Annotated in this window: 10 protein-coding genes and 2 pseudogenes; 11 read left to right on the top strand and 1 reads right to left on the bottom strand. The window is 45.2% G+C overall.

The genetic code is table 11. From position 1 onward, the window contains the following. The first annotated feature begins 893 nt into the window (after positions 1-893). From UNITIG_RS16640 to UNITIG_RS25155, 10 genes and pseudogenes are all read left to right on the top strand, one after another. Positions 894-1749, top strand: a pseudogene (locus tag UNITIG_RS16640) (amidoligase family protein). Continuing rightward, entirely contained in the window at positions 1722-2381 is a 660-nt protein-coding gene (locus tag UNITIG_RS16635) for a gamma-glutamyl-gamma-aminobutyrate hydrolase family protein (RefSeq protein ID WP_101759507.1), read from the top strand. Before UNITIG_RS16640 ends, UNITIG_RS16635 begins: the two are co-directional and overlap by 28 nt. Before the next feature lies 1 nt (position 2382). Next, positions 2383-2808 (top strand): YqaA family protein, encoded by a 426-nt coding sequence (locus tag UNITIG_RS16630; protein ID WP_101759506.1) that lies wholly within the window; start codon positions 2383-2385, stop codon positions 2806-2808. A gap of 380 nt (positions 2809-3188) precedes the next feature. After that, entirely contained in the window at positions 3189-8981 is a 5793-nt protein-coding gene (locus UNITIG_RS16625) for a hypothetical protein (RefSeq protein WP_159931184.1), read from the top strand. A gap of 264 nt (positions 8982-9245) precedes the next feature. Beyond that, positions 9246-10163 (top strand): 7TM-DISM domain-containing protein, encoded by a 918-nt coding sequence (locus tag UNITIG_RS16620; RefSeq protein ID WP_159931183.1) that lies wholly within the window; start codon positions 9246-9248, stop codon positions 10161-10163. Positions 10164-10210: 47 nt separating this feature from the next. Continuing rightward, positions 10211-11986 (top strand): response regulator, encoded by a 1776-nt coding sequence (locus UNITIG_RS16615; protein ID WP_159931182.1) that lies wholly within the window; start codon positions 10211-10213, stop codon positions 11984-11986. A gap of 119 nt (positions 11987-12105) precedes the next feature. Continuing rightward, on the top strand, positions 12106-13116 hold the full coding sequence (locus UNITIG_RS16610) for a DUF21 domain-containing protein (RefSeq protein WP_101759502.1): 1011 nt from the start codon (positions 12106-12108) through the stop codon (positions 13114-13116). A gap of 288 nt (positions 13117-13404) precedes the next feature. Then, positions 13405-14502: an efflux RND transporter periplasmic adaptor subunit gene (locus UNITIG_RS16605; protein ID WP_101759501.1), complete on the top strand. Its 1098-nt coding sequence runs from the start codon at positions 13405-13407 to the stop codon at positions 14500-14502. Between the two features lies 1 nt (position 14503). Then, a pseudogene (locus UNITIG_RS25710) lies at positions 14504-16005 on the top strand (efflux RND transporter permease subunit). After that, entirely contained in the window at positions 16002-17552 is a 1551-nt protein-coding gene (locus UNITIG_RS25155) for an efflux RND transporter permease subunit (RefSeq protein WP_200821339.1), read from the top strand. The pseudogene UNITIG_RS25710 and the gene UNITIG_RS25155 overlap by 4 nt, the downstream one beginning before the upstream one ends. Positions 17553-17686: 134 nt before the next feature. Here UNITIG_RS25155 and UNITIG_RS16595 read toward each other — a convergent pair whose 3' ends face one another. Continuing rightward, positions 17687-18547: a universal stress protein gene (locus tag UNITIG_RS16595; protein WP_101759500.1), complete on the bottom strand. Its 861-nt coding sequence runs from the start codon at positions 18545-18547 to the stop codon at positions 17687-17689. 455 nt (positions 18548-19002) lie between these two features. Between UNITIG_RS16595 and UNITIG_RS16590 the strand changes: the two genes are divergently transcribed. Next, positions 19003-19512, top strand: coding sequence for a Dps family protein (locus tag UNITIG_RS16590; protein WP_101759499.1), 510 nt, complete (start codon positions 19003-19005; stop codon positions 19510-19512). Positions 19513-19603: the final 91 nt, after the last annotated feature.

Below are 19603 nucleotides of genomic sequence, written 5' to 3'. Positions count from 1 at the left end.
TCTGAATTGTACAGCCCACCGCTACAAGAACGTTTTAGGCGGGTCAGTCAAGTGCGAGCGAACCTTCCCAGAGGTCGTAAACGGACAGACAGTTCAAAGCACTAGTGCTTGTCCTGTAACAGTACCCGACTGTATTAAAGAGGACCACGCAGCCAAACAGGTTTGTCTGGAAAAGTCAGTCTGTAATGCCGTTGACACCAACAAACCCAATCCCAGTGAATGCGGAGGCATTGATACTTTCGGTTTGAAAACTCGCTCCGAATTGTCAGCCGAGGTGAACGATTGTATGGCAGCGTACGAGGCAGAGTGTCGTGCCTATCGAATCTCAGGCGTTATCGCTGGGTGTCAACCGACTTGGTCCCCTGGAGCAACTCAAGAAGTTGTTAATGCAGCAACTGATGCGAATTGTCTCGTGGATTGTGACAAGTAGCCTTAATTAAAAGGGCGCCCTCTTTAATTTCGCATTGGGCATTGGTGATCACAAAATTGACCGGACTGATTTTCTTAGCCAAAGTCACTGTGGTCAATACCATCAGCCAAACCGCACAACCATATCGGCATGGAGCGCATTGCAGGCTCCTGATTCAATCATGGTCTTCATGGGCTAGGTTTTTAGCGCAGCCCAAGATATAAAGCTACATTTTTAGTTTACAGATTATTGTATTTGAGTAGCGTTCTCAAAAATTATTAATCACATCCACCCAAGCGACTCTCTTATCCAAGCCCATAAGATTTACCCATAATTTTTTGTTAGACTAGCGACATCAATCGGAAATACGGTCATTACTATTCAATACAAACAGCCCGCAACCTTAAACACCGCTAAAGGCAAACTCCGTCGTGTAGGCTTTGAGCTGGAATTTACCGGCCTTAATCTCGAGCAGTCGGTAGAGGTGATACTGTCTGCCGTTTCTGGCACGGTGAAAACGCAGACAGTTGCAGAAACATTGATTAGTAGTCGTTACGGTGAGTTTAAAGTAGAGGTTGATTGGAGTTATCTTAAACGTGAAGCAAGACTGCATGCCGATACTAAACCGCATCTGGACTTGTTGAGTAAAGCCGCAACATTGCTGGTGCCCATTGAGGTTGTTTGCCCCCATCGACATCAACCAACTCAGCATACTTGAACCTTTAGTGCAAGGTTTGCGACAGGCGGGTGCACAGGGTACTGATAATTCCCTTGTCGCTGCATTTGGCGTTCACATCAATGCCGAAATTGCGAGCCTCGATGCTCACCACATCAATGCTTACATTAAAGCCTTTGCAATGTTGCAATGGTGGCTGGTTCAAGCCCATGACGTAAATATCTCTCGTCGACTGACACCCTATATAGATCTATATCCCGATGCCTATCTGCTTGAGGTAGCAGCGGCAAAAGCGCCTTCTATCGACAATATTATTGATAGCTATCTACAAGCAAATCCTACCCGAAATCGTGCCTTGGACATGCTGCCGATGTTTGCCGAGATCGATTCTGATCGAGTTAAAAATGTTATTGATGATCCAAGGATTAAAGCTCGCCCCACCTTTCATTATCGCCTGCCAAATTGCGAAATTGATAAGGACAACTGGAGCCTGGCTCAACCCTGGAATCTATGGGCGGTGGTGGAGGAGGTTGCCAATAGTGGTGAAGCGCTCAATGAACTGTGCCAGCTGTTTGTGAATTCGGAGCGAATAATATTAGGTGTAGATCGTAATTTATGGGTCGAGAGAGTGGATGCATGGCTGAAAGACCACGGGTGGGTGTAACGGGAAACAGTCGCAGACTGTCTCCCAGCTGGATTTGTACCCGCGTTGCTTTGTTTTTGTCAGGAGCAAAAGCGGTGAGAATCAGCTTAAAGCACCACCCTGAAACTGAAGATATAAGCGCTTTAATTATTGGTGGTGGTGACGATATTTCGCCCATCCATTATGGTCTTGAAATGGCCCCCACGGTGAAGTCAGACCCGGATCGGGATCTATTGGAAATTCGCTGGATTAAAAAAGCATTGGATCAGAATATCCCCCTGTTAGGTATTTGCCGTGGAGCACAACTCATCAATGTCGTTATGGGTGGCACACTTCACCAGGATATTCGTTTGCTGCGCAAGCTCACCTATAATCGGCCAGGCTTACTACCCACAAAACAGGTTAAGCTTGAACCAAATTGTCTATTGGCAAAAATCTGCGGTAAAAATAAACTGCGGGTGAATAGCTTGCATAGCCAGGCAGTAGCCGAACATGCCGAGAGCTTGAGGGTAGTAGGGCGAGACCTCGACGGCATAGTCCAAGCAATGCAATCATCACAAGATCGCCCTGTCATTGGTGTTCAATGGCATCCGGAATATTTATTTTATCTACCTGCACAGATGGCATTATTTCGTTGGCTGGTTAAACAATAAAATGCTGACTTCTTATCTTGTCCTGTTTTTTAGTGCATTTCTTGCAGCAACGATATTGCCTTTTTATTCAGAAGTGGTGCTTTTTGCGCTGTTAAGAGCTGAGTATGAACCGGTGGCATTAGTGTTAGTTGCCAGTGTTGGCAACACATTAGGCGCCGTTGTTAACTGGTATCTGGGGCGCTTTATCCTGCACTTTCAACATAGACGTTGGTTCTACTTCAAGCCCGATCAGGTCGTAAAAGCTCAACATTGGTTTAATCGTTATGGCTTCTGGACGCTATTGTTAGCCTGGTTGCCAATAGGTGGCGATGCACTCACCGTAGTTGCTGGCATTATGCGAGTCCGGTTATGGCTGTTTATCGTGCTTGTTGCGGTAGGAAAAACGGCTCGTTATGTTTCTATCGTTTTTTTGAATGAGTGGATTTAAAACTATCTACACGGGGAAATGTTTACTTATTAGCGTTCAATAGGGCTTGTAAGCCGTTTTCAGAAAGGTGTCATTACTCTCTGTGCTTTTATATGCCAAAACCACTATTTGCACCAATAGTCAGTAAAATTAAAGGGTTCAGAGCCATTGCTTTCCCAGTTAATTCCTATAATTATGTGGATTCAGGGTGGCTCATCGATTGATGACTAACTTCATGATTTATTTATAATAATTTATATAGAAAGGCATTATTTAACTTTATTTAAATCTCTATTTCTATAGTATTGGCCGTTATAACTACCGATAGATTGTGGTGATTTTTTCTGTTCACTGAAAATCACTCTGCTTTCTACAATAATAAAATGGAGTGGTTGGTAGGTATGTCTAGAATCCTGTTAGTTTCTTTCTTCTATGTCATTTGCGGATATGCTTTCGCTGTTGATACTGATAGCGATGGCTTTTCCGACGAACTTGAGGTGTCGTTAGGTTACTCTCCAGTATCGAGCCTTGATAGCCCGCTACGTAACATTTCAAATGCTGATCTTGAATCAAGGGATTTTTTTGGTGCCAGTGTCGCCGTAGATGGTACTACCGTTGTAGTTGCAGCTAATGGCGATAATTCCGGCGGAATAAATGCCGGCGCAATTTATGTCTATGAACTGATATTTGGTGAGCTTGTTAAACAGGCAGAGCTGTTTGTTTACGACATGGGTGATGCAAGATTTGGGGATGCTATTGCCATTGATGGCGATACGATTGTAGTAGGTGTACCGAATAAAGACGATGGTTCAGCGTTTGTATTTGTACGTGAGAATGATGATTGGAAACAGCAAGCAAAATTGATCTCCAGTGATGGGGTAGATAATGATTTTGGTGCAAGCGTTACAATATCCGGTGATTTGATAGTTATTGGTGCTGACAGAGACAGTATCGGTGGGGCTGTTTATATTTTTAACAGGGAAGGAGAGGAATGGACAGAAAGCGCCAAGCTTCATGCCGGAGATCCATACCATGCAGCCAAGTTTGGGCATAGCGTAGCAGTTGGCGAATCAATTCTATTTGTAGGTACCTCCACATCTAGCACTTTATATAGTGCGGTATATATTTTTGCTGAGCATGATGGGGAGTGGATCCAATCGCATAAGTTAGCTCCTTCAGATACTCAATATTCTGATTATTTTGGTAAGAGCCTAGCCTATGATAATGGCACTCTCGTTGTCGGTTCTTATCGAGATGATCACCCTTCCAGTAATTCTGGTTCTGTTTATATATTTACAGAGGGCGCCAGCAACAACTGGATTCAGCGCGCTAAAATGGGAAGCACAGAGACTTCCATAGAGCTTGGGGCTTCTGTAGCGATTGATGGCGATAGAATTGTCGCTGGCGCGACAGGAGGTGCTATTACTCCTCGTTCAATTACGGTTTATGTCCGTAATGGAAATACTTGGGTACAGCAGCTTCAATTATCACCTGTAGACGGTGACAGCCTCGATGATTTCGGACAATCCGTAGCAATATCTAACAACATTGTTGTTGTTGGTGCTCCCTTCAAAAATGCTCCGCTAGAAGATGCTGCCGGCGGAGCTTACTTTCTTAATATTGATCATGATGATGACGGGCTCCTTGACCATGTTGAAACCAACACCGGTATGTATCTAAACTTTAATGATCACGGTACCAGCCCGATAAAACCCGATACTGATGACGACGGCCTGCTCGATGGATTTGAAGCCTCATTTGGTTTTGACCCCTTACAATCTGGCGAGGAAAATCTCGATGGTGATGTAGATACATTGTCTAACTTGCAGGAACAGACGCTGGGGACTAGCCCTTTAGCTGCTGATTCAGACAGCGATGGTCTTGCAGATAATGTTGAACTTAGTATTGGCACGGACCCTTTAAACGACGACTCGGACTATGATGGATTGCTGGATGGACAAGAGACCAATGATGGCCTTTATAGCAATTCGAATGCAACAGGAACCAACCCTCTGCTGGCAGATACCGATAATGATGGTTTAGCAGACGGGGTTGAAACGCATACCGGCACCTTTATTAGCAAGGAAAATACAGGCACTAACCCGCACGTAAATGATTCAGATAGTGATGGACTGTTAGACGGGTTTGAAGTGCTTGCTGGGTTTGATCCTCTGGCTGCCGGTGAAGAATTGCTGGATGCTGATGGCGATGGTTTGAACAATTACCAAGAGCAGGGTTTGGGAACCAGCCCCATGCTAACTGATTCGGACATGGATGGGGTAAGCGATGACTCCGAATTGAGCCTAGGAACAAATCCGATTGATCCAGATACTGATAACGACGGACTATCTGATGGCGTTGAAACAGCTACGGGTGTTTATGTTGATCAAGGTAATACAGGTTCTGATCCATTACTTCAGGATACCGATGGTGATGGTTTATTGGATGGTTTTGAAACACAGCATGGCTTTGATCCTCTGGTTTCAGGGCTGGTTGATATGGATACTGACGGTGACAAACTTTCAGATTTGCAAGAGCAGGCATTAGGCACAAACCCAAATGCCAACGATACCGACGGGGATGGATTCAATGATAATGTGGAAGTGGCGATTGCAACGGACCCTTTAAATATTCTCTCTGCCCCTCTTGATAAAATAAGACCTGGCGACGGGGTTTCTAATACCGGCTTTGGTAGCAAAATGGCAGCTGATGAAAACACTCTTGTTATAGGTGTCGCTGAAGATGATGATGCAGCTTATAACGGAGGCGCTGTTTATATTTTCAGGCGTGATCAGCAAGGAAAATGGATTGAATCACAAAAACTGACGGCGAGTGACGCCGATAGGGATGATGAGTTTGGCTACAGTGTTTCTATAGATGGAAGCACGCTGGTAGTTGGGGCAAGAGAGGGGGAGGTTGACGGGCTTGCAGTTGGGGTCGCCTATGTTTTTACTGAAGTTGATGGCGTGTGGTCTGAACAACAGAAGTTGTTTGCCCCTGATGGCGAAGAGTGGGACTTTTTTGGTTACAGCGTTGCAATCGATGACGACCGAATTGTTGTTGGTGCTTATGGTGCGGATGATCGTTATGCCTCGGCGGGAGCTGTTTATGTTTTTGCTAGGGATGGCAACAGCTGGTCGATGCAGACAAAGCTGTTAGCCTCTGATGCAGAATATAGTGGAAACTTTGGTCAGGTTGTTGCTATCCACAATTCAACAATTGTAGTTGGGGCAGCCTCTACTAACTACAATGATTATGAAGGCGCTACTCCAGCGCAAGTTTATAACGGAGCTGGTGCTGTTTATATTTTTGCTCAGCAGCATGGTCATTGGAAGCAGCAGGCAAAGTTGATTGCTTATGATGCTCGCTCTGATGATGGTTTTGGTTCCAGCCTGGCAATAGAGAACAATGTGCTGGCTGTAGGCGTCCCTGCAAAGTATAAGGAGGACGACTATACGCGACGCGGTGCTGTATATATTTATTCGCGTAATGCTGGCTCTTGGCAGTACATCCAAAAACTCGAGGCATCGGATGCATTACCAGGTGATAGCTTTGGCAAAAGCGTCAGTTTGCAAGGGAGAAATTTGGCAGTGGGAGCTAGCCAACAAGGAGAAAATAATGTCGGTGCGGTTTATCTATTCACTTTGAATGACGGCTCCTGGACCGAGCTTCATAAGCTGCCTGCATTTGATCAATCCAGTTATGATTATTTTGGTGGGAATGTGGCAATAACTAATGGAGTGCTGGCTGTCAGTGCCTCTGGTGATGATGATGCGGGTAATTCGGCAGGCTCAATGTATGTGTTTTATCTGGATGCTGATAATGATGGTTTGTTAGATATCGTCGAAACTAATACCGGTGATTATATTTCGGGTGATGATAGTGGTACCAACCCACTAGTTGAGGATATGGATAGTGACGGATTGCTAGATGGCTTTGAACTGAATTATGGCTTCAATCCTTTGTTTGCCGTGGAGGCAGAGCTGGACCCGGATAGCGATGGCCTAACTAATATTGAAGAGCAGTTAAATGGCACAAACCCATTACTAGCAGATTCGGATGGTGACGGGCTAGATGATGTAACAGAAATAAATATTGGCACTGAAGCTCAGAATTTTGATACCGACGATGATGGGCTTTCAGATGGAGAGGAGGTTGTAGCCGGTACTAATCCTTTGCTTAAGGATACGGATGACGACGGGCTGTTCGATGGATTTGAAATATCCAATGGCCTTAATCCCTTTTATGTAGGCGATGCGCAACTAGATAATGATCAGGATAGTTTGAATAATCTGGAGGAGCAGGCTCGCAAATCAAACCCACATCTTCCGGATACAGACTTTGATGGTTTGCCGGATAACGTAGAGACCAAAACCTGGAATTATATCGCTAGCAATAATCAGGGGACCGACCCGCAAAACCGGGATACCGATTTTGATGGTTTTACCGATGGTTTAGAGGTCCAGGCCGGTACCTCTCCTTTAGACGATGCTGATAACCCATTCCAAAAATTGCTGCCAGAGCCAGGTGAGGCTTATGACTACTACAGTCGAGTTGCGCTCGATGGTGACACGATGCTGGTTGGTGCACATGGTGATGATGCTGGTAGTAAAGCAGGGGCTATCTATGCTTACCGTTTAGTGGATGGCAAATGGTCGTTAGAGGATAAATTTTTTGCCAATGATGCGGTAACGGCTGGGGGCTTTGGCTCAGTGTTGGCTGTTTCAGGGGCCACTGCCGTGATAGGGCATAGTGGTGACGGTACTATTGCCTCAGGTGCAGGTGCTGCCTATGTATTTGTGCGCAATGGCAGTATATGGGTTCAACAGGCAAAACTGTTTGCAAGTGACGCTCAGGGCTCAGATCGTTTTGGCGCGAGTGTGGCAATTAAAGGAGATACCATTTTAATTGGTGCCTATCTGGAAGATGAGGCTGCTTACAATGGTGGTGCTGCTTATGTATTTACTAGAACAGGCACCATCTGGACCGAGCAAGCAAAATTAATGGCGAGTGATTATAGTCGTGAAGGGGAATTCGGATCCTCGGTAGCTCTTAATGACGGTATCGCCCTGATCGGTGCTCCAAAAAGAGCAATCAGGAGCGGCGCAGCTTATGTGTTTGTTCGTCAGGGTAATGAATGGTCAGAGCAGGCAATATTGATACCTGATGATATACATAGCAGTAGTTATATCGGTCAGCAATTAGCGATTGACTACAACACTGCTTTGATTGCTGGTAGTGGTTCACGTTATGTTTATGTTTTCCAGAGAGTAGGGGGAGCTTGGACTCAACAGGCAAGTTTGTTGCCTTCAGATTATCAGGTTAGCGATCAATTTGGTTCGCGGCTTGGTGTAAGCGGAAATACAGCATTTATAAAAAGTAGTGATTGTACTGTTTATATATTTACCGAATCCTCTAATTCTTGGCATGAGCAGCAAAGAATAAATCCTGGCGATGGGGATGAAATTAAGTGTGCTTATATGTCCGTAGATAGTAATAGGCTAGCCATCGGATCTTGGCAAGAGTCAGATCTGGGTATTGACTCGGGAGCTGCCTATGTTGTCGATATTGATTGGGATAATGATGGGCTTATTGATTTTGCCGAATCCAATACCGGTGAATATATTGACCCGAGCAACACAGGTTCTTCCCCGTGGGTTACAGATTCCGATGAAGATGGCCTGCTTGATGGCTTTGAAGTCGCTTACGGATTTAATCCATTACAAGCTGGAGAGGAAGACCTCGATAGCGATAATGATGGCTTAAGCAATTACCAGGAACAGAACTTAAACTTGGTACCGATCAGTGATGATAGTGATGGTGACGGGCTTTTTGATGGCTTTGAATTAGATAATAATTTTAATCCTCTACAGGGGGTTGAAAGAAACAATGACCCAGACCTGGATGGCCTGACAAACTTCCAAGAGCAGACTTATGGTACTGATCCTTGGCAGCTCGATACTGATGGCGACTCTTTCTCTGATGGTGAAGAGATAGCCAGTGGGCATAACCCTCTTAAGGTTGAGGATTGCGATATTGATAGCCTTTTTGGGCCAAGTGTTGGCGATCTTTTAATTTTGTCCCGTCAGTTATTGGAACTAATTCAAATTGAGTCATTGGAATGCGATATTAATCACGACGGTAAAGCCTCAGTTACAGATATGCTGCTGCTTGAGCAGTTGCTACTGCAATAAGAGACGGAACAGTTCATCCGTTGGTTACAGCAAAATTTCACTGAATTAACTAAGGCTCGTCATTTTGAGACTGTGTTAGCAACAAACGCTATTTAACATAATATACATTATGCGCATAGAAAACAGGTACAGCTTCTACAGCGTTGCAACAAGACCGTTATATATTAACCCCTCATTCTTGACTACACTTATAATACAAAGCTGGACAATGCATGATTAGGGATTATCACCGAGCACTGCTTGGCTGCAAATTGCGGAATGATTATGACGCTAGCTCTATTATCTGTGCGCTGCTTATTGCTGGCTTTATTGTTTAGCATGCCAGCTGCTTTTGCTCGTGAGACATTGCCGACACTTGAGCTCCAATCATCACTTGCAGACACTGTTCGACCTGAATTAGTTTATTGGCAAAACGACACTGAGCCACCCATTTATCAACCAGGGCAAGAGTTAGATGTTGCTTCAATGGCGCCTTGGCAGCCGTTGCCTGAGCTCTGGGATACTCCACGCTATAACACTAACAATGTCTGGTTTGCATTCTCGATAACGAACGCTTCTTCCCGAATTCGTACTTTGATGCTGGCATATAACTATGCACGCATGGATGAGATGGATCTTTATCTCGTCAAGAATAATATTGTTCAAGAGCGCTGGATCACTGGATCGGAGCGGCCCTGGGAAAGTCGAGCCATTCCCAACGCTAACTTCGTGTTTCCTGTCACGCTGAGCACTGGCGACAGTATCAATGTAGTGATTCGTACTACTGGCCGCAGTAGTTATTTTCCCAAGTACTGGAGCGTATCGGACATAGCGAGCTGGCAGAGGTATCACGAACTAACTCAGCTGCCCTCTTTAATCGCCCTGGGTTTTATGCTGTGCATCATCGTTTATAGTGCAGTGCTGTTACATGCGCTACGCACTGTAGTTAGCCTCTGCGCATTTATATATCTGGTAGCGCTTACCCTGTTACTGCTTTGGATCAGCGGTAACGTCTGGTTAATCTCGCCTGAATTTAATGAAAACAACCGCCTGGCAGCTATTGCAGTGGGTACTGCAATCAGCGCAATGGTTTTTTTACTAATTGATTTACTCGAAATGCGGAAAACCTTTCCACGTATTGCTCGTCTATTAACATTTTATACTGTCATCTATTTTGCTACCTATTTATTTCGCCCCCCATAATGAGTAGCGTAGGGATCGCATTACAAACTTCGTCAATGTTAATAATTTTGACACTTATAATTTATTCGGCATTTAACCCAAAAGCCCGTCATTATATTGGACTGGCCTGGCTACCAATCATTGGATTGGTCGGCTATCTTTTTTTAACAATTTTGCATCTGGTCCCCAGCATTCTCTATTGGATTGAGTCTTGTTTGGTATTGCATGGCATTTTACTAATGCTGGGCATGTCACGTTATGTTACCGATTCACGCGACCAGGTGCTTAGTGCGAATGCTGCGGTAGCCGCGCAATCTGCTTTTATGGCACGCATGAGTCATGAAATACGGACACCGATGAACGCCGTACTTGGAATGACTGAGCTGCTAAGAGACACACCACTGGCTGAGCGGCAGCGCAACTATCTTAATACAATCCATACCGCGGGCAGTGCACTGCTAACCATCCTGAATGACATTCTCGATTACGCCAAAATTGAAAGCGGGCAAATGAATTTGGAAAGCTTGCCGCTCGACCCCGCACAACTGGCTGTTGATAGCTTGTCTATTTTTAAAGTATTGGCGGAGCAGCGCGGTATTGAATTGATTTGTGATTGTGATACAGCGCTGCCCCCTACTATCAATGGTGACCCTACGCGCTTACAACAAATATTAGTTAATCTTATTTCCAATGCCTTAAAGTTTACTATGGAGGGTGAGATAGTTCTAAAAATATCGCTTGCGGAAAACAATCGCATCCGATTCGCAGTGGTTGACAGCGGCGAAGGTTTAACGAGTGATGAGCAACTTCGTTTATTTAAACGCTTTAGCCAAGCGCACAATAGAGTTACCCGCCAGCATGGTGGTACTGGATTGGGCTTAGCGATTTGCAAAGAATTAGTGAATTTAATGGATGGCGACATCGGCGTTGTCAGTGGTAAAGGTTCAGGCTCCACTTTTTGGTTTGAGATACCATTACAGAAAACCCCTACCCCAGAGCCACTGCCAGTAGCTGATTCCACAATGCCATTAGAAAATTTAGCCGGTAAGCACATACTGATAGTGGATGACAATGACACTTTTTTAGCCGCCCTGCACGCACTGTGCGAAAGCTGGGGAATGCATGCAGTAACCGCTGTAGACAGTAAAGCAGCTATTGCCGCGCTCTCCACCGATTCTAATTTTCACATAATAAGTGTAGATTGGCATATGCCAGAGATTGACGGTATCGCTCTCGCCAAACAAATTACTACGCAACAACTTGCGCCAAACGCTAAAATACTTTTACTGACTGGCGTGTCTTCGCTGCCATCGGATGACGTTCTTGCAGGCAGCGGCATAGCGGCGATTGAAACCAAACCGGTTTTACCTGCTCGGCTGAAACACATCTATGCCGCATTATTTAGTGATAACAGTATTGATTCACTGACTGTGAATGAAAAAGATAATATCACCACCCCTCCTCTCAAACTGTTATTGGCGGAAGATAATAACGTCAACCAATATATTGCAAAAGCGATGTTGGAAAAATTAGGCCATAGTTGCGAGTGTGTTAGTGATGGCGCCAAGGCGCTTGCAGCTTATCAACAACAACCTGATCGCTTTGATGCTATCTTGATGGATTGTGAAATGCCCGTCCTTGATGGCTGGGAAGCAACAAGGGCAATTAGAGAGTGGGAGCAGCAGCAACACAGAGCACCTATATTTGTCATTGCTTTAACGGCGCACGCACTAGCTGATGAGCGCGCTCGCTGTGAGCAGGCGGGTATGAATGACTTTCTCAGCAAACCCTTGCTGATAAAAACGCTGCAAGAAAAATTACTGCAGCTAAACCCTGGTGAATAGCGTATTTATTAGCGTTGTAGCGCAACCGGTCATTGCTCGTACTAACACCCGCATTATGCTCAAATACACGTCGCCTCGTAATCTATTAACAATCAACTGGGAATTTTCACTTGGATAACATGATTTGGTTTGGCATTGCCTTCTGTATCACTCAGTCAGCCATTTTCTCCGGGCTAAATTTAGCGTTTTTTAGTCTCAGTAGAATGCAGCTTGAAGTTGAAGCCGAACGCGGTGTTCACGAAGCTAAACGGATACTGAAACTGCGCGAAAACTCCAATTTCTTATTGTGTACCATCCTGTGGGGGAATGTTGGCATCAATGTCTTGCTTACTCTGCTCTCAAACTCGGTTATGGCTGGCGTGACTGCCTTTTTATTTTCCACCATCGTCATTACATTTATGGGCGAGATTTTCCCGCAGGCGTATTTTTCACGCAATGCAATGGTGATGGGTTCGCTGTTATCACCGGTGCTGAAGCTTTACCAATTCCTGCTATATCCGGTTGCGAAACCTAGCGCCTGGATTTTGGATAAGTGGCTGGGACAGGAAGGGATTGATTATTTGCGGGAACGGGATTTAAAGGCCATTATCATGGCCCACATCGATGCTGAAGAAGCCGAGGTTGCTCACCTGGAAGGTATCGGTGCGATCAATTTTCTGGCCATCGACGATTTAACGGCAAGTGATGAGGGGGAAGTAATTGAGCCTGGCAGCATTATCGCCCTTCCCTGCAAGGTCGATTTTCCGGTGATACCCGACTTTAAACGAACTATCGATGACCCCTTCTTGAATGCGGTAGATGCTTCCGGACAAAGCTGGGTTATATTGACAGATGATAATGACAAACCCTTGCTGGCGCTGGATGCTGATGGTTTTTTGCGAGACGCCATATTTAACCAGGACAAACCCTGTGATCCCTATGATTATTGTCACCGCCCTATTGTCACCAAAGACCCTCTCTCCCCTTTGGGCGACCTGATATTTCAGCTTAAAGTTAATGAGAGTGACAGTAAACTGCACGATGGCGTTATCCGTGATGATGTTATTCTGCTGTGGGGAAACACCAAAAAGATTATTACCGGCAGCGATATTTTAGGGCGCTTGTTGAAAGGTGTGTCTACAAACCGTTAGCAGAAAGAACTCTCGTTATTTGTTCGTAGTGTTTTTGGTGCGTCGATGTACAGATTCTCAATCTTACAACGCCGATCAAGCGATAATAATCCTTTTGCAATGAAACTTTTTACCCTAAATACAAACTAAGCTGATGGCTCAGGTTTTGGGCTATCTACCCAGTCATTGCATGCACGCTCACTTTTAATTCAATAGTGTAAAACATAATTAAGCAGTTAGATCAGAGCTATAAAATGTAGCAACAACTGTTATCATGCATGCAATTTTGTAACGTTATTGGAGCCCATTATGACGCGACGGACAAGCGTTGTTATTTCTTTGTTAAGCCTAGCAATCACACCCCTGATAATGACACTAGCCCACGCTACCGACAAAGGCGCTCCCGTCGAAGTGGTCGCGCCTCAGCAACGCAACATTTTTCAGTCAGTTCAACTTACCGGCACAGTAACCTCCCCTCAGACCGCGACACTGTCTGTCGCGACCAGCGGTCTGGTGGCTGCGGTACATGCTGAAGAAGGTAGCCAGGTGCAAGCAGGCGACTTATTGCTAGAAGTTGATGCCAAACTAGCACAATTACAATTGGAGAGTGTTATCGCGAAAAAGAGTCAGGCCAGTATCGCACTACAAGATAGCCAACGTCGTCTTGAAGAAGCACGGATTTTGATTCCCAACAAGAGCATCGCAGAAAGCACAGTACGCGAACTGGAAGCAGAAGTGGCCGCCAGCCAGGCGGTATTGCAACAGGCAGTAGCCGATAAAGCCTACCAACAAGAATTAATTAATCGCCACCAGCTAAAAGCTCCGTTTGCTGGCGTAGTCAGTCAAAAACTCACCGAGCAAGGGGAATGGCTGGCTCCTGGTGCAGGTGTCTTTGAATTAGTAGGCACAGAGAATGCCCGCATTGATTTTTATGTGGCTGAAAATTATCTAGCCAAGCTGAATCAGGATACTGCTATCAGCTTTAACCTAAATGTCGACCCTAACAAGGTTTACCAGGGGCGAATTGGCGCTATTGTGCCAGTACTAGACCCGGCAGCACGTACATTTTTATTGCGGGTACTAGTGGATTCTACCGCAGGTAATATTATTCCCGGAATGTCTGTGAGCGCCCTATTACAAGTCCCCACTGATCGGCAAGGTATTGTGGTGCCCAAAGATGCTCTCCTGCGCCACCGGGATGGCCGCGTGATTATCTGGGCCATCGAGCAGCGCAACGGTGAGTCGTTTACGGTTGAACGGCTGGTGGAAACTGGAGTGGCCTTTGATGGATTCATTGAAATCCGGCAGGGCCTAACGCTGGGAGAACAGGTCGTTGTACGTGGTAATGAAGCGCTGCAAAACGGTCAAAAAGTGATGCTCATTAACCACAACTCATCAGGACAGTAGTATGTTTGAGCGAATCGTTCAACATGGCACCTTAGTCACCGTATCGGTATTAATTATTTCAATATTAGGCATTGTGGCGGCCTTGCGCATCCCCGTGCAGATGATTCCTGATCTCGATGTTCGCACGATCAGTGTGCGCACAATATGGCCAGGTGCAACACCACAGGATGTTGAAAAAGAAATATTAATTGAGCAGGAAGATTATTTACGCAACCTCCCCAATTTGTCTCGCATCGTCGCTACCGCTCGTAGCGGTCGTGCCGAGATAGCCTTGGAGTTTCCCTTTGGCACCGACATTACCGAGATGTTGATACGGGTCAATAATGCCCTGAGCCAAGTTCAGTCTTATCCTGAAAATGTTGATGAGCCGCAGATTTTTGCTAATTCCTTTTCCAGTAATGCGTTTATGTTTTTTAGCTTGCAGCCGGCGCCTGGCAATCCGCGACAACTGGATATGGATTTAATGCTGGATTTCGTCGAAGACAATGTGAAGTTACGTATGTCTGCTGTAGCCGGTGTTTCTGAAGTCTATGTCAACGGCACTGCCGAGCGACAAATCCAAATACTCATCAATCCTGCGCAGCTCGCGCAGCGTAACTTAACTCTGGACGATGTTAGACAGGCCATTCGCAGCCGCAACACTGATCGTTCAGGTGGTGAAATTGTATCCGGAAAGCGGCAATACCTGTTACGCACTATAGGTCGTTTTGAAACACTGGACGAGCTGAAACATTTGGTACTGGTGCGCCGGGGCGATACCATTATTCGCCTCAGTGATATTGCAGACGTCACACTCGACCATTCTGAAAAGCGCGACTTCACTACCTACAATGGTGACCCAATATTTTTATCGCTATTCGCAAAGAATCGGGCTCCAATGTGATCGATATCAAGCGTGCCATGCTGGTTGAAATCGAAGCCATTAACCGCGAGGTGCTGGAACCCGCCGGATTAAAAATCACACCGATTGCCGACGATGTCCGCTATGTAGAAGAGTCGATAAGTAACGTCTGGCAAAACCTGATACTCGGCGCCATGCTGGCAACATTGGTGATGTTTTTATTTTTACGTTCTTACAAAGCCACACTTGTCGGTGTTATCGGCATTCCTATTTGTATTATCGCTGCGTTTTTGGGTTTGTTAATGACCGGGCGTACTATCAATGTTATTTCTTTAGCCGGTATTGCTTTTGCGATCGGGATGACTCTCGATAACAGTATTGTCGTGCTTGAGAGTATTGAGCTTGCCCGTCGGCGTGGCGCCAATGCCATCAAGGCTGCCATTGAAGGCGTGCGCCAGGTATGGCCCGCTGTATTAGCTTCGACGTTAACGACGGTGCTGGTTTTCTTGCCTGTCGCTTTTGTTGAACTGGAAGTCGGACAGCTCTATTCCGATATTGCGATTGCAATTTCTGCAGCAATTTTAACCTCGATGTTGGTAGCGATAACCGTTCTACCCACTGCCGCAGCACGCCTGAATTTAATAAAGAAGCTTCGACATTGACTGCTGACACCGTTGGCAGTCGCGTGCATAAAGCCACTCTGCAAAGTGTTAACCGCATCATCGGTAGCCACCGTAATCGAGTCATTTGTATAGCAGTGACTTGTGTCACCAGCTTGCTGGTGTTGTTCACACTCACCCCACCAGCCGAATATCTACCCGAGGGTGAAGAGCCAAAAGTTTTTGCCAGTATGAATGCGCCTCCGGGCTATAACCTCGCAGCCATGCAGGCAATCTCTGAAGAAGTTGAAGCCTATTTTTTACCCTTTGTCGGTGATGATCCCAGTCGATTTCAACGCGGAGAAACCCAGGTTCCTGCTCTAAAATATATGAATATGCGGGTAGCCCCTGACCAGATACGGATTATTGCCGAACCCCTGGATGCCGCTGATATTGATGCCGTGATGGATGCGCTAACGAATAAATATAAAACGTATCCGGGCATGCGCGCATTTGCCGCCAGAGGTTCGATTATTACCAGTAATGATGGTGGTACCCGCAGCATTAATCTCGATATTGCGGGTCCTGACTTGGCGGTAATCTACGATGTGGCCTTAAACGCTTATCGTCGTGCCGAAGAGGTTTTTGAAAATCCCCGCATTCAAACCAGCCCTAATTCACTGACGCTGGCGCAACCCATGGTGGAAATACGTCCCCATTGGGATCGCGCTGCTGAGTTGGGGTTAAATGCCGAGCAGCTAGGTTTTACCATATCCGCATTGACTGACGGCAGTTATGTCGATGAGTTTTTTTTGGCCGACGATAAAATAGATATCTATTTATACAGTGATGCCGGTCAGCAAGCCACGCTGGACAATCTGGATCAAATGCCTATTTACACACCCAGTGGTGCAGTACTGCCACTGGCAGCACTCGCCGACATTATCGAAACTGTCGACACCAGTGCCATCAGGCGCGTTGCCGGTCGCCGCACAGTGAGTTTGAATATTATTCCGCCACGCTCCATTCCACTGGAAACCGGGGTAGAAATGGTCAAGCAGGATGTGGTGCAGTACTTAAAAGATAATGGCAAGATTCCGCTTAATGTACAAACCAATATCTCTGGCGCAGCCGACCAACTTGACGCTGCCCGCAGCGCACTCACAAGCAATTATTTAGTCGCGGTGTTAATCGTGTATTTATTATTGGTCGCTATATTTAACCACTGGGGTTACCCACTATTGATTATGACGTCTATACCGCTAGGTATTGCTGGCGGTATTGTCGGCTTATGGTTAATCAATGCTGTTGGCGGAATCCTGCCATGGGTGGGCCTGCCCGCCATCAGCCAACCCTTTGATATGATTTCCATGCTAGGTTTTTTGATTTTAATGGGCACCGTGGTCAATAACCCCATTTTGATTGTGCATCGTGCGGTGGAAAATATAAAAGCATCCGGCATGAGCGCACTGGACGCCGTAAGCGAAGCAGTGGATGCGCGTTTGCGCCCTATCGCCATGTCGACCATCACCACCATCTGCGGTTTGGCCCCACTGGTATTAATACCGGTGCCGGTACAGAATTGTACCGCGGTGTCGGTGCTATTGTGATGTTCGGCATCCTCGGCGCTGCTGGTGTTACCTTAACGATGTTGCCAGCACTGACGGTGATGGTGCTGCAGTGGTTTTCAAAATCGGACAATTAATTTTGCTAGTCGTTAGACGCTTTAGCCGCAGCCATATAATTAATGGGAGACCAATACAGGTATGTCGGTTTTATCTAAAACATCCTCTACAGTATTATTAAAAAGCATTTCATAAAATTTTGAGTGCCTTCCCGCCCCCACAACCATAAAGTCATGATTGTATTCTTCAACTCTAGCCAATAACATATCTCCAATTTTATCGGCATTTTCGTCACATTCCACGTAATCCGCATCCACCTCATGCTGTTTTAAGTAGCGCAGTATTGAAGATTTACTGGATTCATTATCAATAATGTCACCTTGCAGCTGATGTGAACCATTGAACACAGTGACATCATCAGCAAGCTGTATAAACGGGAGTGAGTCAGAAACCGCACGACCTGCCTCTCGGCTAGCATTCCATGCAATAATGGGGTGATTGAAAGAAGCAGTCAGCCTGGGCTGTTCAGGCAATATAAGTACCGGGCAACTTGACTTGATGACAATATTGGAGGTCGGGCTACCTAAAATATCTAGCGCATTTTCGCCATCTATTTCTTTACCCATAATAATCAAATCATAGTAACGACTGTATTCCGGTATCGCAGTCTGCCAATTTTTCTCTATCGAAGTTAACGATAAATCTATATTAAAAATTGCAGATATTTTTTTAATTTTATTACTAATTTCTTCAATATCATTCTCTACCCTATTCTTGTGGGCGGCTAAATTTCGATCTGGAAACACTGGCATGCCCAGTGCGATTGACTGTGGATATACTGTATTAGCTAAAGGAGCGGGCTCTATATAAAGACAATCAATTTCTGCGTCAAATGATTTCGCCAGGGTTATTGCCCACTCAAGCCTGTGATTAAAAGTGGAGTTATTGTCTAAATTAACCAATATTCGTTTGATACTCATTCAACACCTCATTACTTATTCAAATGAATAAATTCGCGCTTAATAATTTGCGCCCTCACTTTAAACTCGCAATTCTTGTACCATATCCAATAATCAATTTGTTAAGGTCGATAACTATCTAGTAAACCATGTGGCAATAAGTTCATGATTGTATTTCCTAGGCGTTTTTTATAGCTAGGTCACCATCAAAATAGAAACTTAAGCAATATTTTCCATCTTATAATTTACTGTTATCTGAAGTTATTTTATTACCACTTACACTAACCTGAAGCATTAAGAGCCATATTCCGTGAATATATGAAAAAAACCTATAATTGTGGTTTTGCACTTTCCTGTTGGTTTAAATCAACCAACCAAGCACTTATTAGCCAACATTTCGCACATAATCAATTGGCATCAAACCTGCATTACTAGTTATGAATTTTTTAATTCACCAATAGATACAGGAGCTTAATATGTCACAGGAAGCTATTTTAAAACTAACTACAGAGGAATTTCATACCAATAGTGGTGTTGATAGACATGACCGCGCCGAACTGGCCGAGAGGTTATCCAGTGCTCTTGCCAACACCTATCTTCTCTACCTAAAAACCCAAAATTGTCACTGGAATGTTGTCGGTCCGCTATTTTTTAGTATTCACAAATTGACGGAACAGCAGTATCAGGATATGGCGGAAGCAATTGATAGTATCGCAGAGCGCATCCGCATACTTGGCTTTATTGCACCAGGTAGTTTTTTACAGTTTTCAAAAGTTGCAGTTATCAAAGAGGAACTGGGCTCACCAAAAGCTGAAGCAATGATTGCAGAGCTTGCTGAAGATAATGAAATGTGTAGCAGACTTTTACGTGAAGCCGTGGTTGCCGCAGAAAAAGTTAACGACGTGAAAACTGCTGATCTGTTAACTGATCGTATCGGTCAGCATGAAGAAAATACATGGATGTTACGCGCGCTCTGTGCCTCGTAACCCAACTATTCACCAAGTTAAGAAAAAAGAGTTATTGCATAGAATGATGATCATCGCATCTGCGATGATCATCGGTTGATGCAGGACAACT

The sequence above is a fragment of the Oceanicoccus sp. KOV_DT_Chl genome, from assembly GCF_900120175.1.
Classification (GTDB): domain Bacteria; phylum Pseudomonadota; class Gammaproteobacteria; order Pseudomonadales; family Dasaniaceae; genus Oceanicoccus.
Note: the sequence above shows the minus strand (reverse complement) of the source record. Positions and strands in the feature narration are given on the sequence as shown.